The organism is Psychrobacter sp. AOP7-C1-14 (assembly GCF_052376135.1).
In the GTDB taxonomy this organism is placed as follows: domain Bacteria; phylum Pseudomonadota; class Gammaproteobacteria; order Pseudomonadales; family Moraxellaceae; genus Psychrobacter.
In genome coordinates this window covers 204,925-224,484 of record NZ_JBQSVH010000001.1, presented here as the reverse complement: position 1 = coordinate 224,484, position 19,560 = coordinate 204,925, and the positions used below count along the sequence as shown (strand labels likewise).

General features: G+C 42.3%; 18 protein-coding genes. 6 read left to right on the top strand and 12 right to left on the bottom strand.

Going from position 1 to position 19,560, the window contains the following annotated elements:
- The first annotated feature begins 156 nt into the window (after nt 1-156).
- Together ACT3QN_RS00890 and ACT3QN_RS00885 are read left to right on the top strand one after the other, a co-directional pair.
- Nucleotides 157-1,404: an NAD(P)/FAD-dependent oxidoreductase gene (locus ACT3QN_RS00890; protein WP_444521926.1), complete on the top strand. Its 1,248-nt coding sequence runs from the start codon at nt 157-159 to the stop codon at nt 1,402-1,404.
- A gap of 59 nt (nt 1,405-1,463) precedes the next feature.
- A complete protein-coding gene (locus ACT3QN_RS00885; protein WP_444519841.1) occupies nt 1,464-1,802 on the top strand; it encodes a RidA family protein in 339 nt (112 codons plus the stop codon).
- A gap of 128 nt (nt 1,803-1,930) precedes the next feature.
- On the opposite strand, the gene ACT3QN_RS00880 is transcribed toward ACT3QN_RS00885, so the two are convergent.
- Both ACT3QN_RS00880 and ACT3QN_RS00875 read right to left on the bottom strand, forming a co-directional pair.
- Nucleotides 1,931-2,743 carry an enoyl-CoA hydratase gene (locus tag ACT3QN_RS00880; protein ID WP_444521927.1) on the bottom strand — a complete coding sequence of 271 codons (813 nt, stop codon included), beginning with the start codon at nt 2,741-2,743 and terminating at the stop codon, nt 1,931-1,933.
- A gap of 201 nt (nt 2,744-2,944) precedes the next feature.
- Nucleotides 2,945-3,445: a lactoylglutathione lyase family protein gene (locus ACT3QN_RS00875; protein ID WP_444521928.1), complete on the bottom strand. Its 501-nt coding sequence runs from the start codon at nt 3,443-3,445 to the stop codon at nt 2,945-2,947.
- A gap of 108 nt (nt 3,446-3,553) precedes the next feature.
- Here ACT3QN_RS00875 and ACT3QN_RS00870 point away from each other — a divergent pair, with 108 nt between their 5' ends.
- Complete coding sequence (locus tag ACT3QN_RS00870; RefSeq protein ID WP_444521929.1) at nt 3,554-4,423, top strand: LysR family transcriptional regulator; 870 nt, start codon at nt 3,554-3,556, stop codon at nt 4,421-4,423.
- Between the two features lie 101 nt (nt 4,424-4,524).
- Here ACT3QN_RS00870 and ACT3QN_RS00865 read toward each other — a convergent pair whose 3' ends face one another.
- From ACT3QN_RS00865 to ppsA, 8 genes are all read right to left on the bottom strand, one after another.
- Nucleotides 4,525-5,661 carry a glycerate kinase gene (locus ACT3QN_RS00865; protein ID WP_444521930.1) on the bottom strand — a complete coding sequence of 379 codons (1,137 nt, stop codon included), beginning with the start codon at nt 5,659-5,661 and terminating at the stop codon, nt 4,525-4,527.
- Nucleotides 5,662-5,772: 111 nt separating this feature from the next.
- Nucleotides 5,773-7,128, bottom strand: a complete 1,356-nt coding sequence (locus tag ACT3QN_RS00860) for a GntP family permease (protein WP_444521931.1) — start codon at nt 7,126-7,128, stop codon at nt 5,773-5,775.
- Between the two features lie 424 nt (nt 7,129-7,552).
- Nucleotides 7,553-7,792 carry a hypothetical protein gene (locus ACT3QN_RS00855; RefSeq protein WP_444521932.1) on the bottom strand — a complete coding sequence of 80 codons (240 nt, stop codon included), beginning with the start codon at nt 7,790-7,792 and terminating at the stop codon, nt 7,553-7,555.
- A gap of 355 nt (nt 7,793-8,147) precedes the next feature.
- The gene (rplI, locus tag ACT3QN_RS00850) at nt 8,148-8,654 is read right to left on the bottom strand and encodes a 50S ribosomal protein L9 (RefSeq protein ID WP_114700926.1); all 507 of its coding nucleotides are present in this window, start codon (nt 8,652-8,654) and stop codon (nt 8,148-8,150) included.
- Between the two features lie 25 nt (nt 8,655-8,679).
- The gene (gene rpsR / locus ACT3QN_RS00845; RefSeq protein WP_058368567.1) at nt 8,680-8,907 is read right to left on the bottom strand and encodes a 30S ribosomal protein S18; all 228 of its coding nucleotides are present in this window, start codon (nt 8,905-8,907) and stop codon (nt 8,680-8,682) included.
- A gap of 16 nt (nt 8,908-8,923) precedes the next feature.
- Entirely contained in the window at nt 8,924-9,328 is a 405-nt protein-coding gene (gene rpsF / locus ACT3QN_RS00840) for a 30S ribosomal protein S6 (protein ID WP_444519582.1), read from the bottom strand.
- Between the two features lie 284 nt (nt 9,329-9,612).
- Entirely contained in the window at nt 9,613-10,596 is a 984-nt protein-coding gene (locus ACT3QN_RS00835; RefSeq protein WP_444519583.1) for an RDD family protein, read from the bottom strand.
- A gap of 101 nt (nt 10,597-10,697) precedes the next feature.
- Nucleotides 10,698-13,082 carry a phosphoenolpyruvate synthase gene (ppsA, locus tag ACT3QN_RS00830; protein ID WP_444521933.1) on the bottom strand — a complete coding sequence of 795 codons (2,385 nt, stop codon included), beginning with the start codon at nt 13,080-13,082 and terminating at the stop codon, nt 10,698-10,700.
- A 700-nt stretch (nt 13,083-13,782) separates the two neighbouring features.
- On the opposite strand from ppsA, the gene ppsR reads away from it, so the two are divergent.
- The 3 genes from ppsR to sthA all read left to right on the top strand — a co-directional run bounded on the left by ppsR (nt 13,783) and on the right by sthA (nt 16,962).
- Nucleotides 13,783-14,679 (top strand): posphoenolpyruvate synthetase regulatory kinase/phosphorylase PpsR, encoded by an 897-nt coding sequence (ppsR, locus tag ACT3QN_RS00825; RefSeq protein ID WP_444521934.1) that lies wholly within the window; start codon nt 13,783-13,785, stop codon nt 14,677-14,679.
- A gap of 139 nt (nt 14,680-14,818) precedes the next feature.
- Entirely contained in the window at nt 14,819-15,220 is a 402-nt protein-coding gene (locus tag ACT3QN_RS00820; protein WP_444521935.1) for a DUF4377 domain-containing protein, read from the top strand.
- A 92-nt stretch (nt 15,221-15,312) separates the two neighbouring features.
- Nucleotides 15,313-16,962 (top strand): Si-specific NAD(P)(+) transhydrogenase, encoded by a 1,650-nt coding sequence (gene sthA / locus ACT3QN_RS00815; RefSeq protein WP_444519587.1) that lies wholly within the window; start codon nt 15,313-15,315, stop codon nt 16,960-16,962.
- Between the two features lie 97 nt (nt 16,963-17,059).
- Here the strand turns inward: sthA and ACT3QN_RS00810 are convergent, their stop codons facing one another.
- Together ACT3QN_RS00810 and ACT3QN_RS00805 are read right to left on the bottom strand one after the other, a co-directional pair.
- Entirely contained in the window at nt 17,060-18,250 is a 1,191-nt protein-coding gene (locus tag ACT3QN_RS00810; RefSeq protein WP_444521936.1) for an ABC transporter permease, read from the bottom strand.
- Nucleotides 18,250-19,560 (bottom strand): ABC transporter permease, encoded by a 1,311-nt coding sequence (locus tag ACT3QN_RS00805; RefSeq protein WP_444521937.1) that lies wholly within the window; start codon nt 19,558-19,560, stop codon nt 18,250-18,252. Before ACT3QN_RS00805 ends, ACT3QN_RS00810 begins: the two co-directional genes overlap by 1 nt.

Below are 19,560 nucleotides of genomic sequence, written 5' to 3'. Positions count from 1 at the left end.
ACTTTCTCAAAAACCCCATAACTAAAAGTATGTAACGCAAAAATATTTCTCAGATAAGGGTTTAAAATTTATCCTAATGCGTTACTATTACCACCTAATTCTGTTAGACCCTTATATTTGATACTCTGTATTAACACCCTAAGAAAAGGATAGGTTATGCGCTACGAAGTTATCGTTATCGGTGCAGGTATGGTTGGCACGTCAATCGCGTGGCATCTACAAAAAAATAACTCAAATGTATTATTGTTAGACAAAAAATTGCCAGGGTCAGAGACCTCGTATGGTAATGCAGGATTGATTCAGCGCGAAGCCATTCATACACATCCTTTTCCTCGTCAGCTGACTGAGATGATCAGAGTGTTGCCGAACCAAGGTACCGATATTCGCTATCGTATCCCGGCAATTTTGCGTTATCACCAAGCACTACTTCAGTATTGGAAATACTCTACACCTGCTTCAGTCAATAAAATCGAGTCAGAATGGCAGACGCTGATTGAGCATTGTACCAGTGAACATCAAAGGATGATTGAAGCATCTGGTGCTGATGAGTTAATTACTCGCGATGGCTGGTTGCAATTGCATCGCTCTGAAGAGACCTTCAAAGAAGCGCAGGCAGCAGCCATCGATGCGCGCAATCAAGGGGTTGAACACAACGTCCTAAACCTTGAAGAATTAAAAGCAATGGAACCTAGTGCTAATTTTGAAGGTTTCGTTGGTGCAATTCATTGGAAAAATTCTTGGCAAGTATCAAACCCAAGCTCGCTCGTAAAAGCCTATGCGAAAAACTTCCAAGACATGCAGGGCACGATCAAAGAAAGCGATGTAAAAGAAATCGTAAAAGATGGTGAAGGTTGGAAAATTATCACTGATAATGATACTTATTATAGTGATAAATTGGTTATCGCAGCAGGCCCATGGTCAAATGACCTGATCAAACCACTTGGCTACAACTTGCCATTATTCCCAATGCGTGGTTACCATCAGCATTTCAAAGTGACAGAAAAAAATACCATCAATCACAGTATGTTTGATATGGATAAAGGCTTTGTCATGGGTCCGATGCAGCAGGGTATCCGTATCACGACCGGTGCTGAGATGACCACCATGAATGCGCCAAAGAACTTTGGTCAATTACAAACCGTATTGAAGCTTGCTCGTAAAATCCTGCCATTAGAAGATGCGGTTGAGAGTGAAGCATGGGCAGGATCACGTCCTTGTATGCCTGATATGAAACCAGTTATTGGTCCTGCAGACAAGCATGACAAACTATGGTTCGCCTTTGGTCATAGTCATCAAGGATTTACCTTAGGACCGATGACAGGTCGTTTGGTTGAAGAAATGATTCATGAAAAGCCACTATTGGTAGACCTTGTACCATTTAGTGCTCAGCGTTTTTCGAAATAAGAGCGTGTTTGATAGTGTGAACACAAACTTAAATTAATAGATTGAAGGTATACAACATGATAAAGAAGCTACACAGCACCCCGCGTATGAGCAGAATCGTCGTTCATAACCAAACCGTATATTTATGCGGTCAGGTGGGTAATGCAGAAGATGATATCAAAGCGCAAACGTTGACTTGCTTAGAAAAAATCCAAACGTTGTTAGAAGAAGTGGGTAGTGACAAATCAAAGCTACTATCAGTAACGGTTTGGATCAAAGATATGGCAGACTTTGCTGCTATGAATGAAGTCTATGACAAATGGTTTGAAGGCATTGAGCCACCAGCGCGTGCTTGCGGCGAATCAGCGTTAGCACGCCCTGAGTTATTAGTTGAGATGATCGCCATCGCTGCTGAGTAAAGAGCTCGTAGTTGATAATAGCACCAGTAAGAAAAGGCCATGATAGCGATATTATGGCCTTTTTTATGCGTGGCTATAAGCTAGCGTAATTATTCATATAGCCACTGATAAAATTAGTCATATAGCTATTAACATCCTTTCCATACCGCTTGGCGTTTATCAATAAAAGCATCGATGCCTTCACTCACATCGTCTGCCATCATATTACAGGTCATTACTTTACTAGCGTAGTCATAAGCGTCTGCGACATTCATACTTAGCTGCTTATAAAACATATCTTTGCCAGTTCTTACCGCTATTGAAGACTTGGCAGTAATCACCGTTATCAATGACTGTAATGCTTGATCTAGTTGCTCTAACGGTGCGACTCGATTTATCAATCCATATTGCAGGGCAGTGTGCGCATCGATAAATTCGCCTGTGATGAGCATCTCAAATGCTTGTTTGCGAGGTAGGTTGCGACTGACGGCTACCGCAGGCGTAGAGCAAAAAAGCCCAACGTTTATCCCAGAGGTAGCAAACTTTGCATCATGAGCGGCAACAGCCAAATCACAAGCGGCAACTAGCTGACAACCTGCAGCGGTGGCAATGCCTTGTACTTTTGCAATGACGACTTGAGGCATATGGTTGATGGTAAGCATCATTTTGCTACATTGCTGGAATAGAGCACGGTGAAATGCCTCATCTGAGTGCGCGCGCATCTGCTTTAGATTGTGACCAGCACAGAACGCCTTACCCGTCGCTTGAATCACGACCACTCTGATCTTATCGTCCTGAGCGATTTGATCCAGCTCCGTCTGCATGGCAGATAGCACTTCAACGGACAACGTATTAAACTGTTTGGGTTGGTTTAAGGTGAGCGTGACTACGCCACCTTCTTTATTGTCTTCTCTAATAACGAGAAGGTTATCTAGGTCTAGGGTAACATCAGATTGTGTCATTTATCATCCTTGATAATGGTTATTTGGTTTAGCAAATGCTATCTATAGCTATTCAAATAGTAGCATGGCTTATACTCTATACAAAAGCTGACTAATATATAAAGATCAAAAATAAAAATAGCGCACTCAGATGATGAGTACGCTATTAGCTATTCAATCAGATATAAGCTGAATCTATACTAAATTTACGCTATATCAAACTTAGTACGCGCCTTCGCTATAGATAAGCTCATAGCTGTGGCTGTATATCTCGACGATGTTGCCAAATGGATCTTCCATATAAATCATGCGGTAGGGTTTCTCGCCAGGATAGTAGTAGCGTGGTTTTTCCATACGTTTTTTACCGCCTGCGGTAACGATACGTTCAGCTAGCTCTTCGACGTTGGGATCTTGAACACAGAAATGAAAGATACCTGTTTTCCAGTATTCAAAGTTGTTTTCAGGATTTTCTTGATTCTTAAATTCAAATATCTCAACACCGATACGGTCACCAGTCGATAGATGAGCGATGCGGAAGCTGCCCCAACCAGCACCAAATACTTCAGTACACATTTTACCAATCGGGCTGTCATCTTCGACAATCTCAGTAGGCTCCATGATGGTGTACCAACCCATCACTTCTGTATAAAATTTTACGGCGGCATCTAAGTCAGGGACTGAAAGACCGATGTGCGAAAAGCTTCTTGGATAAACATTATTCATTTGTAATACTCCTGTTTGATATAGGCTTTGTTTAATGTGAAGCCAGTATACAAACAGATAATAATTACGTAAAATTATCATTTATTATAAAGATAAGTATGAAATGTAATGATGAATATCATATGGCTACGTACCTTTTGCACGCTGGTTGATATCGGGCATTTCACACGTACGGCTGAGCGCTTACACATGACACAGTCAGGTGTCAGTCAACATATCAGTAAGCTAGAGAACCAGTTGGGTGTTGATTTGCTTATTAGAAAAGGTAAGCAGTTTTCATTAACCAATGCAGGTGAGCAGTTGTATAGTGAAGCGGGCGAGATATTACAGCGATTATCAAATCTAGAACAGCGCATCGGTAATGATCCGCATTATGAAGGGTTGGTACGATTGATGTCACCGGGTAGTGTGGGACTCAAGCTGTATCCGCAGCTTTTAACACTACAGCAGCAGCATCCGAAGCTAGTGATTGATTACCGTTTTGCACCCAATTCTGATATTGAGCGGGCACTGGCAAATCACGAGATTGATATTGGTTTTATGACAGATATTTCAGATGATGAATCGGTTAGCTGTAAGCCTGTGGCACAAGAATCGTTGATGCTAGTGACACCTGCGTCTACCGTAGAGCCGAGCTGGGAGCAGCTTATTAAGCTTGGATTTATCGATCATCCAGATGGCGCCCATCATGCAGGCATGTTGCTGACTGCCAATTACGAGCAATTCCAGCATATCAATGATTTTGAGAAAAAAGGCTTTTCTAATCAGATAGGATTAATCTTAGAGCCTGTTAGTAGAGGAATAGGCTTTACTGTTTTGCCAGCACATGCAGTGGCTGCTTATCCAAAATCTGAGCTTATTAATAGTCATTATCTACCAGTTGCCGTTAGCGAGACGTTATATCTGGCGGTCAGACAACAGCAGACGCTCTCTAATAGAATGTATACGGTCATTAATGAAGTAAAAAGATGGCTATAGAGATATGTTGAGTGTGATAAATGCACAGCTATTAAAAGTTCAATAGCTATGCATTTAACAGAAGGTACTTATTGATAGATTGCGATTATGAAAGATTGTGTCTATTTTAAAGTCTGCCCAAGTTTGATACTGGCAGCGATATTAGCAGCAGTCGTTTCAATATTGTTATAAGCAGAGCCTAACACATTATCGATCGTGTCTACTTTTTGGATACTCGGCATAACCACATCGAACTGACTGGTTTGAGCAGGTTTTAGACCGTCTACACTGCCGCAGATAGCGATAACAGGGGTACGGCTAGCTTTAGCAATTTGGCTGATGCCACCTGCCACTTTACCCATTGCTGTTTGCGCATCGAGCTTACCTTCGCCAGTGATGACAAGATCAGCTTCTGCGATATGTTGCGACAGGTGAGCCACTTCGGCAACGGTATCAAAGCCTGACTTTAGCTGAGCTTGAAAGAACGTCATCATCGCATAGCCAAGACCACCAGCTGCGCCAGCGCCTTCAACGTGTTGACAATCCTCGTAGCCATGCTGTCCACAAATGGTAGCGAAGTGACTGAGTGCCTTGTCCAAAGTATTGACTTGCTCTGGACAAGCGCCTTTTTGAGGACCAAACACTGCGCTGGCACCTAGCAGACCGCATAATGGATTGGTCACATCACAAGCAACTTCAAATACCGTGTCTGATATCTTTGCGTGAAGGTTTGTATTATCGATCTTGTGTAGGCTGGCAAGTGCCCCGCCACCATGAGTAAGCAAGCTGTCATTGATATCATGAAATGTTACGCCTAGCGCCATTAGCATACCAAGACCTGCGTCATTGGTTGCGCTACCACCTAGACCAATAACGATACGCTTAGCACCTTCTTCTAACGCATCTTTGATCAGTTCCCCAACACCATAACTGCTCGCAATCACAGGATCACGCTCATCGGCTGTTAGTAGGTGTAATCCGCAGGCTTGAGCCACTTCGATAACGGCAGTTGCATCGGGTAATAAAAGATACTTTGCCGTAATCGGTCTCATCAATGGGTCCTGTACTCTGACTTCTTTCCATCGCCCGCCCAATACATAAGACAATACTGCTGATGTGCCTTCACCACCATCCGCCATAGGCAACAGCTTATAGTCAGCGTCTGGAAACACTTGGCGAACACCAGACTGAATGGCATGGCACACATCCAAGGCTTCTAAACTTTCTTTAAACGAATCAGGGGCGATCAAAATTTTCATACGGCTCTCTTTGAATATCCAATGACACGATCATTGCGATAGTGTCATGTTTTAAAACGTTTACTTAATAATAATCAAATAAACGTATGTAGAAATACCTAATTCCACGAACTAGATAAATACTAGTGTTAGCAACCAGATAAATACGATGCTAGTCACACCTTGAATACCAGTGGCCATGGAATGCGCTTTGTAGGCCTGTGCGACGCTCATACGACTAAACTGGCTTACAATCCAAAAGAAGCTGTCATTGGCGTGTGAGATGGTCATAGCGCCCGCACCAATTGCCATCACGCAGAACACGCGTCCAAGTTCGCTGTCTAAGCCGATTTGGTTTAATAAAGGAGCAACCATAGCAGAGGTAGTAACCAATGCGACGGTGGTTGAGCCTTGTGCGGTTTTTAGCGCAGCAGAGACGATAAATGGCATGAAGATACCTAAACCCAAGGCCGATAGCGTCGAACCTAGATAATCGCCAATCGGTGTAACTTTTAGCATGGCACCAAATGCACCACCAGCACCAGTAATTAATAGGATAGGGGCTGCTACTACCAAACCTTGCGAGATACTGTCGCTGATTTCCTGCGTTTTTTGGCTTGATTTAATTAGGAAGAACGATAAGAACAAACCGATAAGTAAAGCAGTCAATGGGTTACCAATGAATATTAGAATTTCCGCTACCATGCTACTGCCAAATGGTGCGCTTGGAAAATTAGCAACCGATGACAGGCAGATTAGTATGATAGGAACGATAATAGGTAAGAATGCCATTGTCGCTGAAGGCAAGTGGCTGTAATCATCACGCGTCTTCATTCCTTCAGGCATTGCTGCTGGAGCATCTGCTGCATTGATATTTTCAGGAGTAGCGTTAAGAAAGCGATTAGACCACCACCAACCAGCTAGTACAGCAACGGCAGTTACGACCACACCAACCATAATGACCAAACCTAGGTTTGACTCTAGATCTAAGTTACCTGCCGCTGCGATTGGGCCTGGAGTAGGTGGAACAAAGGTATGAGTGGCATATAGACCAGTAGCCAAGGCAATACTCATCGCTACACTTGATACATGTAGGCGCTCAGCTAAAGACTCTTTTAGAGAGTTCAAGATAATATAGCCAGAGTCACAAAACACAGGTATAGAAACGACTGCACCGACGATAGACATGGTCAAAGTAGGAAAGCGTGGCCCCAATACTTTGATAACTGACTCTGCCATTACGATAGCAGCCCCAGTTTTTTCAAGGATCAAGCCAATAATGGTACCAAATACAATAACAAGACCGATATAGCCTAAAATACCACCGAAACCATCAGAGATCGTTTTTGCGACAGTATTCAGTGGTACTTGATAAAATAGTGCGACCAAGAAAGCGGACAAAATCAACACTAGAAAAGGGTGCCACTTTAGTTTTGCGGTAGCGAAAATAATAAAAAGAATGGTCAGCACAAGCCAAAATACAATCATCACTGTCTCAATATGGTTTATATCTTAATTGATTACTAATGCCAATGTAGTCAGTTATATCGAGATTAAATATGGTATCTGGCTCGTTAAGTCTACTAATTGTAGTGCTCTTAAGCGCTCTGCTATATCTAAACTTAAACGATATCAAACTAACCGTCTGCATCAGTAACGATATGAAATTTTAAAGGGACATATTCTATAATAAATATATGCTGCTAGGAAATAGATTCGTTAAATAGTTGGCGCTATTGAGAAACATCAAGAACTTTTGATGGTAAGAAGACGTCAAAAATTTATGTGGGAATACTTGTATAACTCGCAACTACGAGTGTACTGAACTAAAAAAACTGGCCATCTATGACAACCAGTTCTTATACGAAATAGTGTTTATCTGTTCAAATTGAAAGCATGCTATAACCTACAGCTAGGCAATCTTATCAAAGAAAGCTTTATTATTTGTAGCTGTTGAAGTATCAAAACTGACGTAAATACCTTGTTCATCCGCTGTGGCATACCAATGGTCATCGTTGCCACTAGTCAGCAACTGAAAGTATTTGTCGTTAACTATTCTACCAACTGTATACACCTCACCCTCAGAGTAATATGAATTACCTTGGATACAGATAAGTTTGTCATCGGTGTGGATATTATTATTTTCTTTCATATTCTTGCGCCCAATCATTATATTAGATAGCAGTAGATTACTAATTTCTGCTAATGGTAATAATGATGATTATATAGACAGTATCTTATTGTTAGGTATAGCAATTTTACGGCAGTTGTTTCATTTAGTTACTACAGTATTGCGTAGCAACATCGCTATTACCGCAACAGGTTTTCTAATAATTCTAAGCTATTTAGTAATATAGAAAACCTTCATTCGAAGAGACAAAACTGTATAAGTGAGCGATATAAATCGTTTAAATATATAAATTTTGATTTCAAAAATAACGCACACAAAAAAGCCAGCAACCTAAGGTTGCTGGCTTTTTATAAACTGAATCTAACTATATAAAAGATTACTCTTCAGAATAGTCTTCGTCAGCAGCTTCTTCATCAGCTGAATCTTCGTTGTTACCATCTTCAGAAAGAATAGTAACTAAGATGCTAGCAGTAACGTCATGGTGTAGCTGAATATCAACATTGTATTCGCCAACTTGACGTAGAGTGCCTTCAGGTAGCTTGATTTCAGCACGGTCTACTTCTAGACCTGAGTTAGTCAATGCTTCAGCGATATCGCGAGTACCGATAGAACCGAATAGCTTGCCTTCGTCACCTGATTTAGCACGCATGATAACATTAACGTCAGTTAGTGCATCAGCACGCTCTTGAGCAACAGCGATCTCTTTTGCTTCTTCAGCTTCAAGTTCAGCACGACGTGCTTCGAACTTTTCAATGTTAGCTTTAGTAGCAGGTAGAGCTTTGCCCTGAGGGATAAGAAAGTTACGTCCGTAACCTGGTTTTACATCGACAGTTTCACCGAGTTTACCAAGGTTGACGATACGCTGTAACAAAATAATTTGCATGAGTCATTCCTAGTTAACGGTTAAATTACTGATGGTTGTCAGTATACGGAAGTAGCGATAAATAACGAGCTTGCTTGATAGCAGTAGCTAGTTGACGCTGATATTTAGTAGACGTACCGGTAATGCGGCTTGGTACGATTTTGCCATTATCACTGATGTACTGTTTTAGCAATTCAACATCTTTATAATCGATGTGAGTGATGCCTTCAGCAGTGAAACGGCAGAATTTGCGACGGCGATAGAAACGTGCCATGAGTATTCTCCTTTAATTAGTCTTCACTGTTGTCGTTGTCGTCACTACCGTTTTCACGATTGTCTGGACGACGAGTAGTTGCTTTGCGTGCGCGTTTTTCATCGGCATTCTTGGCTAACTGCGACTCTTCAGTGACAGCTTCGTCACGGCGCATAACTAGACTACGAATGATCGCGTCGTTATAGCGGAATAATTCTTCAAGTTCAGCCAAAGTTTCACCGTCAGTTTCAATGTTGAAAAGAACGTAATGAGCTTTGTGAATCTTGTTGATTGGATAAGCCAGTTGACGACGGCCCCAATCTTCTAAACGATGGATAACACCGTTGTTGTCTTGAACTAACTTGATGTAGCGCTCAACCATGCCGACCACTTGGTCGCTTTGGTCTGGGTGTACAAGTAACACCAGTTCGTAATGTCGCATTATGACTCCTTACGGATTAGTAGCTATTAACCCTATGTTAATAGCAAGGAGATTTATAAGGTAAGCTCAATTCCGATTAAATTAATCAGGAATAAGCTTAGTTTATAAAGCGCCGTATTATAACAGTACTCAGCAACTAACACAAAGGTTAATCACTGTGCCGCTGTTAATAAAATATAAAAGAAGAACAAACAGTCTTTAATAAACAAAAAAGCCGCGATAGTACGCAGCTTTTTTGAGTATCACCAGCTATGTATGTAGCAAATAACCAAATAAAAATACTATTATTCAGACTTTGATTTTTTTACTAATTGACTACTGTCTGCTTTGACCACTAAGGTTTTGGCAAGTTTGTCATGCCAACCAATGTTTTCTGGGCTTTTGGACGCCATGTAATAATGAATGGCAATAATCACAAAGCCTAAAAAGCTAGTAAATGAAAACAGTAAGTTATAAATAATAAATAACAGTAGCGTACGTGTACCGATAAGCTTGATAAACGAGGGTAGACGATGTGTGGTTTGATCCACAACACGAATACCAGTGATTAGTTTGCCTAGTGATTGACCGCGCATGGCAATAAATATCAATTGCAAAGCAAACAAACCAAACACCATCACTTGCGACATCATTAACGTGCTACTAGGAAGGCTTTCCATCAGCGTCATTGAATATTGGTAAGCCGCGTCCATATCTTGGATATTTTGGAACTTGGTATAATCCACATCCATTTTGGTCAATGCCATCACTAACGGTAATATAGCCAATACATAAAGTAAGCCATTGAGTGCAGTGGCCAAGATACGTGACATGATCGGAGCAAGTACCACATCTCCAATGACTTTGCCATTGTCTGCTGCTGTCTTTTTAAGAGTAGACTTATTTAGTGAGACATTATGATGCGGTGTGTGATGACGGTTGGTTGTCATATTCGCATCTTTACCAGTGTCTTTAGGACGTTCAGGCTTGCCATATAGTCTATCTAACGATACAGACTTGTCTTCTTCAGTATTAGTATCTTCAGGAAAGACAGTAACGTTATTAATAATAGAGTCATTGACCTGAGGGCTATTAACGTTAGTAGGTCGATAAACCGTTTGGTTGTTGGTGAGAACACCTACGCGCTGCCATTGGTCTAAGCCTTCATGCCACATTAAGTCATCCAGCAGTACTTCACCAGAGGCGAGCATGATGTTCAACTGTTCCAAATCGTATGGACCAGCTTGTACGTTATTTCGAGCAAGGAAAATCTGCATAATTGCCTGCATAGTTAGTCATGTCTTAGGACATTATATTAGGGTCTATTTGAAAAAATCAAATAGACCCTAATAGTGATATCTTTAATGACTGTGTGAATGACCGTAGCGGTTTATTTTGCTTCTTCACCAGCTAAGAAGAACCAAGTATCTAGCACCGAGTCAGGGTTCAATGACACTGAGCTGATACCTTGCTCCATGAGCCAGAACGCTAGATCTGGATGGTCTGATGGACCTTGACCACAGATGCCAACATATTTGTTTTGCTTACGGCAAGCTTCAATCGCCATAGTCAACAGCTTCTTAACCGCAGGGTCACGCTCATCAAATAGATGTGAAACGATACCTGAATCACGGTCTAGACCAAGGGTCAACTGAGTCAAGTCATTAGAACCGATTGAGAAACCATCGAAGTATTCTAGGAACTCATCTGCCAATAGAGCATTGGTTGGTAGCTCACACATCATGATGATACGTAAACCATTCTCACCGCGCTTTAAGCCGTTTTTCTCAAGCAACTCGATTACTTGCGCCGCTTCGTCAGTGGTACGGACAAACGGGATCATAATCTCGACATTAGTCAGTCCCATCTCATCACGGACACGTTTCAGTGCTTTACACTCAAGCTCAAAACAGTCACGGAAGTTATCAGATACATAACGACTGGCACCGCGGAAACCAAGCATTGGGTTCTCTTCTGATGGCTCATATAACTTACCACCAAGCAGGTTAGCGTATTCGTTTGATTTGAAATCTGACATGCGAACGATAACTGGCTGATCCATAAAGGCAACTGCTAGCGTTGAGATACCTTCAACCAATTTATCAACATAGAAGTCAACAGGTGACGCATAGCCTGCGATACGCTCTTGGATTGCTTGTGAGATTTCACGTGGCAAGCTGTTCATGTTTAGCAAGGCTTTTGGATGCACACCAATCATACGGTTGATGATGAATTCTAGACGCGCAAGACCGATACCTTCGTTTGGCATTTGGGTGAATGAGAATGCGCGATCTGGGTTACCAACGTTCATCATAACTTTGAATGCTAGCTCTGGCATAGATTCAACAGAGTTAGTTTGTACTTCAAAATCAATCTGACTCTCATAAATAAAACCAGTATCACCTTCAGCACAAGAAGCAGTCACATCTTGACCATCAACCAATAGCTCAGTGGCGTTACCACAACCAACGATGGCTGGCACACCTAGCTCACGCGCGATAATAGCAGCGTGACAGGTACGTCCACCACGGTTGGTGATGATAGCAGAAGCGCGCTTCATCACTGGTTCCCAATCCGGATCAGTCATGTCCGATACGAGAATATCGCCTTCTTCTACTTTATCCATTTCGTTTAGGTTGCTAACGATACGCACTTTACCTGCACCGATACGTTGACCGATTGAGCGACCTTCGCACAATACTTTGGCGCCAGTCGTGTCGATAACATAACGTTCCATGACGTTGCTGTCTTGACGGCTCTTAACAGTCTCAGGACGTGCTTGAACGATAAAGATTTCGCCGCTATCACCGTCTTTTGCCCATTCGATATCCATCGCGTGGCCATAATGCTGTTCGATCGTTACCGCTTGCTTGGCAAGTGAGGTTAGCTCTTCAGTAGACAAAGAGAACTGCATACGATCTTGTTTTTCAACATCAACGGTTTTAACTGATTTTGCAGTGCTACCTTCATCACCATAAACCATTTTCTTATGCTTGCTACCTAGGTTACGACGGATCACCGACGGCTTACCATTGGCTAGCAATTTCTTAGAGATGTAGAACTCATCTGGGTTAACCGCACCCTGTACAACCATTTCACCTAGGCCGTAGCTTGACGTGATGAATACCACTTGATCAAAACCACTTTCAGTATCTAGCGTGAACATAACACCAGCAGCGCCAGTCTCTGAACGTACCATACGCTGTACAGCAGCAGACAATGCAACGCCTTCATGCTCGAAACCTTTATGAACACGATAAGAGATGGCGCGGTCATTATATAGAGAGGCAAATACTTCTTTAATAGCAATTAGGACGTTATCGATACCGCGAATGTTCAAGAAGGTTTCTTGTTGACCAGCAAATGAAGCATCTGGCAGATCTTCAGCAGTGGCAGAAGAACGGACAGCAACAGCGATGTCTTCGCCGCCACTCATAGTTTCAAATGATTGACGTACTTCTTGCTCAAGATCTTTTGGCAGTTCTTGCTCGATAATCCAAGTACGAATCTTTTTACCAGTAGCCGCAAGCTTATTAACATCGTTTACATCTAATGTTTTTAGCTCGCTGTTGATTTTTTCAAGCAAGCCCGTTTCAGTTAAAAAACGGTTAAATGCATTTGAAGTGGTGGCAAAGCCGCCTGGAACACTAACGCCTAAGTCAGATAAATGGCTGATCATTTCGCCAAGCGAAGCGTTCTTACCACCAACCATTTCGATGTCGTCTTTTCCTAGCTGATCAAGATTGATTACAAGTGCTGTAGATTGCGCTGCCATGATAACTCCAGAAAATAAGGTTATTTAGTAAAGATTATAACGGTGAATTATACCGCCATATTAGGAGAATTTCGAGGGTTTTCACCAAAAAACTTGTTAAAAATATACAAATTGTGGGGTTTGCTACATAAATTATAGCTAGCGCCCTTAAGTTTCGTATTTACGTAGATTAAAAATATCAATATTAGAAAGGGTAATACAGATTAAGAAGAGCCAACTACTACATGAGACAAGCACGTTTAGATAAGTTATGTTTAGAGTATTTCCACAATTTATGTTTTTATTGTTCCTATCTCATGGTCTTGTATAGGATATATGATAAAAAATCTTCTCAATAAGAGGTGAATTCACTATAGCGATAAGATGAAAAACAATGTTAGTCCTAAGTGTAAGCCTGTAACATTGATTTCTATTAAGAAGCTAATATGCGTATAATGTAGCGCATAGATAGTTGGTGCACACTACATGATAGATGTGCAGTATAGGTACTGATAAAAACTCGTTTTGAGAAAGTAATTATAAAAGCTGGTGATAAAAGCAACTATAAAAAGCCGAGTAAAAATCGCGCTTTTAATAGCCAAAGCAATGCTATTAATAGTCAATAACTGATAATCGCTTAATAAGTCTGAGTTATTATTAAGATCTATACCAAAAACTAAATGAAGGTCACTATTGAGTTTTCAACCGAGGTGTCAACGATATGTACTCAAGCAATCCATCTGAACAAGTTAAGTCCACTATCCAAAATCGTGATGCGCTCAACTTAGACAGCTCTCACGCCATTAGAACAGCATTTTTTATCTCAGATGGTACAGCGATTACGGCTGAGACACTGGGTCGTGCTATTTTGAGTCAGTTTGCTTCAGTGCCTTTTGAGACCAGAGTGCTACCTTATGTAGACAGCTTAGAGCGCGCCGAAGATGCGGTTGAACAAATCAACATGGCCTATCAACGAGACGGATCGTTGCCACTCGTGTTTGATACGATCGTCAATCCTGAAATTCGCGAAAGAATCAACTCAGCCCAAAGCTGCAATTTAGATATGTATGAAGGTCTAATCGGCCGTGTTGCAGAAGAGACTGGTGTGGAGCCAGATGGTCATTCGGGGCATGCACATGACGATGTAGATTCTGAAACCTATAAAGAACGTATTGATGCAGTGCATTTTGCCTTAGATAACGATGATGGCGCGCGTACTCGCCACTACAACGCAGCTGATATTATTTTGGTAGGTGTCTCGCGCTCTGGTAAGACGCCAACTTCTCTGTATTTAGCATTACAATTCGGTATTCGAGCGGCCAACTATCCTTTGACCGAAGACGATTTATACGACAATCAGTTACCGAAAGCGTTACGTGAGCACAAAGACAAACTGTTTGGTTTGCTTATTGATACTGATCGTTTGGTAAAAATTCGTCAAGAACGCCGTGCAGGTAGTCGCTACTCAAGCTATCAGCAATGTCAGCAAGAGCAGCGTGCGATTCAAGGTATTTATATCACGCATGGTATTCCAAGCCTGGATGTGTCTGAGATGTCTGTTGAGGAGATTGCCACTCGTATCTTGCAGATGACAGGCCTCAAACGTCGTATTGGTTGATAAGTGTCAGCTCAAAAAACGGTTCAAACAGTTTTGAGAAGTCGCATTAATAAGTGCTCAAACAGCTGCAATGAATGCGTAAAAAACATTAATAAATATACTTCACTTCATCCTAGATAATTATCATATAGAGAATACTATGATTTCAGCCTATCAATCTATAAAGCCGTCGTTGTTGATGGCAGGTTTGCTCAGCGCAGCGACCTTACTGAGTGCTTGCCAAACGTCGCCATTTGCAAAAAAGCCTGTACCTGAACCACGCTATATTCCAAGCATCGTATTGGGAGGGGCGCAGACTCTGACAATCATGCCAAACCGTGTGGCCTGTGCTTCAGAATTGCCAATGCAGTGCCTGCTTGCGAAGTCTAAGGACGGTAGCGTATTCCAGATTCCTTATGATTGGATCGATGACTTCAAACCAGCCCTTGGTACTGAGTACATCATTAGTGTTCGCCCACAGATTGACGAAGGCCAGCAGAGTGCTACTGGCCACTGGACATTGCAAAACATACTGTCACAACGTATGGTAGGTATGCCTTAGTAGGGTGACATTCATCTACATGATACCAACTCATCTACATATTGATTCATTTACATCTCAAACATTTACTCGATAAATATAAAGAGGACATCATGGTAAGTAAAAGTGCAAGCGATGAGACCAATGATACTGGGAAAGATATTCATACCGAAGTATCAAACAAATCTAGCGGACACGTGCCAAGCCCTGAACATACCGAAGGCAAGAATAAAAAAGAAAAGATAGAGCAGACTCATGAGCAAGTGACTGATGATGTCATGCATCATCCTGATCTGGTGAATCCACTCGATGACACACGAATCGATGTTAAGTCTGGATTTACCAAAGACTCTCGCCGTGTAAAAAGTGACGATCATGAGTATGAGTACGATGCAGTTGTTTTAGGAGCGGGCCCTGCTGGTGAAGCCGCTGCTATGAAGTTGACCAAGTCGGGTAAAAGAGTGGTGGTCGTCGATCCTCGTGATCAAGTAGGGGGTAACTCTACTCACGTCGGTACGATTCCAAGTAAGGCATTGCGCCAGTCTGTCTTTAACCTGATTAACTTTCGCCGCGATCCCATGTTTACCAAAGCAATGGAATATAAGCAAGTACCGCTAAATGAAGTATTGGCCAAGGCGCGTCAAGTTATCCGTCGTCAAGTCGGTACGCACACGCGTTTTTATGAGCGCAATCGTATCGAAGTTATTCAAGGTTGGGCAAGTTTTGTTGACGCACACACGCTGCGTATTGAAGTCGATGAAAATGTTTATGAAACCATCACTTTCAATAAGGCCATCATCACTGTCGGTAGTCGTCCTTATCGTCCTGAGATTTTAGACTTTGACCATCCGCGCGTTTTTGATTCTGATAAAATCTTGCAAATGGATTATGTGGTCAAAAAAATCATTATTTATGGTGCAGGGGTGATTGGTTGTGAGTATGCCTCTATCTTTACTGGTCTTGGTTACAAGGTTGATTTAATCAACAACCAAAATCAGTTGCTTAATTACTTAGACAGCGAAATCAGTGATGCCATCGCGCATGACTTCAGACAGTTCGGTGTGCTTATCCGTAGTAACGAAGAGATTGACCACCTTGAGACTCATGATGACTACGTGGTCTTGCATTTAAAGAGTGGCAAGCGCATCAAATCTGATGCCATTCTTTGGTCAAATGGACGCTCAGGTAACACTGAAGGCTTAAATTTAGAAGCTATTGGGCTAAAAGCAAATGGTCGTGGCCAGTTAAAAGTAGATGATACTTACTGTACAGACGTCGAAAATATCTATGCTGCCGGTGATGTAATCGGTTGGCCCTCATTAGCTTCTGCCGCCTATGACCAAGGGCGCTGTGCTGCTGCCTTTATGGTTGGTGATAGCGATGCTGAGCCAGTATCTAGTGTACCGACGGGTATCTATACGATTCCTGAAATCTCTTGTATTGGTAAGACAGAGCAAGAGCTTACAGATGAAAAAGTCCCGTACGAAGTGGGTCAGGCATTTTTCAAACATCTAGCACGTGCCCAAATCATTGGTGAACGTTCGGGCGTACTAAAGATATTGTTCCATCGTGACACGCTCGAAATCCTAGGTATCCATTGCTACGGTAACCACGCGTCAGAGATTATCCACATTGGACAAGCCGTGATGAAGTGTAAGAGCAATAATACGCTTGAGTACTTTGTGAACACCACCTTTAACTATCCAACGATGGCAGAAGCGTATCGTGTGGCGGCATTGAATGGCTTGAACCGAGTGTTTTAAGTTCTGAAAGCCAAAACAATACAATATAGATGAAAAAGCGCTTACTAAGAATAGTAGGCGCTTTTTTAATGCTCATAGATTTAGTGAATTTCCAAGTTTATAAGTAGGCTTTTCTTTGCGGAATCCGCTTGCGTAAGAACAGCAATAAAGTGAAGTAAAGCAACCATAAACCAGCTAATGTGTAAAACCCTATGGCGACTTGAGAGACACTGGCGCCCATTTGGTTGAGCTGCACAGAGGTATTAATGGCAGGCGTAGTCGGTACCAGCCAACGTATCATTTGTAATATTTGAGGTAGCTGGTCTGCTGGCCAAGGATAGCCGCTTAGGAAAAATATCGGTAGGGATATAAAGATTAATATCTGCATACTACGCTCACGCTGCCTGAACCATAATCCGAGCACGCAGCCGAGCGTTGCGACTGTCGGACAGAACAGTGCCAAAAACAGCAGCGTACCGAGCATATTTTTTCCGCGTGGATAATGATGTAGCTCAAAAGCCCACCCATAGTAAAAGCAGCCAATGATAAAGCTAAGTGAGCTTAAAGCCCCGATACGTCCTAGCCAGCCACGTATACTGGTACTGTGACGGTGCTGCTCATACCATGTGCCAATTAGCATTGCTGTCGCCATCAAAAGTGTCTGCTGTAAGATAATGACAGAAACGGCTGGTACAACGTAAGCGCCATAACCCTCGGTTTGGTTATACAGTGGCATAATTCGTAGTGGCACAGCTTGTGTGTTCTGTGCAGCGGTGGGTGCATAGGCACCTTGTGCAATGCTTTTCTTGACTTTGATACCAGCAGATACTGTACCCACTGCTTGAGAGAACCCCAATTGGACGTTCTTATTTAAAATAAAATAACCACCATTCCCCAGTACGCTGACGTGCGCTTGCTCTCCGGATTGAACTTGTTCTTCAAGACCAGTTGGGATCACCATATAGCCTGCAATTTGATCTGACCATATAGCTTCTTTAGCAGCCTGCTCATTGATAAACAGCTCAGTGTCTAGGTATGGACTGGCGCTCGTATAACGCACGAGAGTACGTGATAAGTTACTGTTGTCATGATCGATGATACCTACGGGCACATGATCGACCACCTCAGATGAGTAGGGCCAAGGATAGAAAAACCCATAGATAATAGGGGCGATAATCAACATCAAAAGTACGCCTTTATCGCTAAAGACGTCTTTAAAGGTTTGAATGAAGCTGGCCCAAAAACTTTGTGAAGCCGGAGTGCCCGTTGGTTTAGTTTTTGAGTGTGTATTATTCGATGGTGCAGACATCAGCGAGCTCCCCAACGTTCAGGATGCGCCAATGCGCGTTTGGTTAATAGTGCTGCAAGTAGTAGTGCTATTGTGGCAGCAAACATTAGACCATAGACAATCGGTAAAGATATGGCGATCGGCGCTTGCATTTGTAACTGTGCAATATGGAGCTTTAGATAGTGCGTTAACGGTAGGGCATTTGACCAATATTGCGCGCTATCACTAATCGCAATATAAGGAAAAGTAACACCAGCAAAGGCATAAGAAGGTGCTGAAATAAAGCCCGTGGTCGATAGGCCCATACGTAATGAAAAGGAATTCAAAGTAAAAATAGCACCTAGCCAAAACGACAATATCATGAGGCACAAAAAACCAGCATAGACTGCAACGAGAGATGCAATATTTATATTCTGATTGGACGTTGCCAGCCATAATATCAATGCTGACCATAAGCTATATGCCAATATTGGCCAAAAGTATTTACCTAATAAACCAAATACCAAAACTGATAGGCTGACCGAGTTGGGCGGCTTTACACTTGACGGTGAAGCAATGTCATTACTGCTATTTTGTTTGGTTGAGAGCGAAGTTTTCGCTTCTGCAGTGTTAGGTAAGGCTAGATTAGACTTTCCTGTATCGATAAAACGGTACCAGCGGCCGATATTCTTATCACGTAACTCGCGGCCAATCGTGGTTGCACCTATGACCATCGCTAGGATATGTAATAAGGCGGGTATGACGGTCGATGCCAAAAACTGCTGGTAGTTGGTCGCAGCATTGAATAAGCTAATACGCTGTACACTGATAGGTGCGTAAGCTGTCATCGCTTGTGATGGCGCTACACCTTGTTTGACCAATCGCTTAATCTCTACACCTGCGGATAACGTGCTAGCGACTGCTTGGACACCCGTCTGAATAATACCAGAGTGCGTACCGTACTGTGCATTGACTTGTAGAGTCAACGGTGCAGGTTGGCTCGATAATATATTACGAGAAAAGTCTTCTGGAATAATGACGACAGCATAAATATCGCGCTGTAAAATAGCAGCCTCTGCATCCGCTTGGGAATAATAAAGCTGTCTGACCGTCAAAGTAGGACTGGCTTCTAAGTAACGTACAGCAGTATTGGCAACAGCGCTATTGTCTTGATCAATGACCCCAATAGGCAGATCAGTAATTTGAGTCTGCGAAAATATCCACCATATTAGCAGTACCGTTATCAACGGTATCCATACCACCATGCTCAAATCCCAGTGGTTCTTTACCAAAAAACGGCGCTCGTAGGCGGCACTGCGTAAAAAAGCCTCACTTAACTTAGTCAAGTGCAT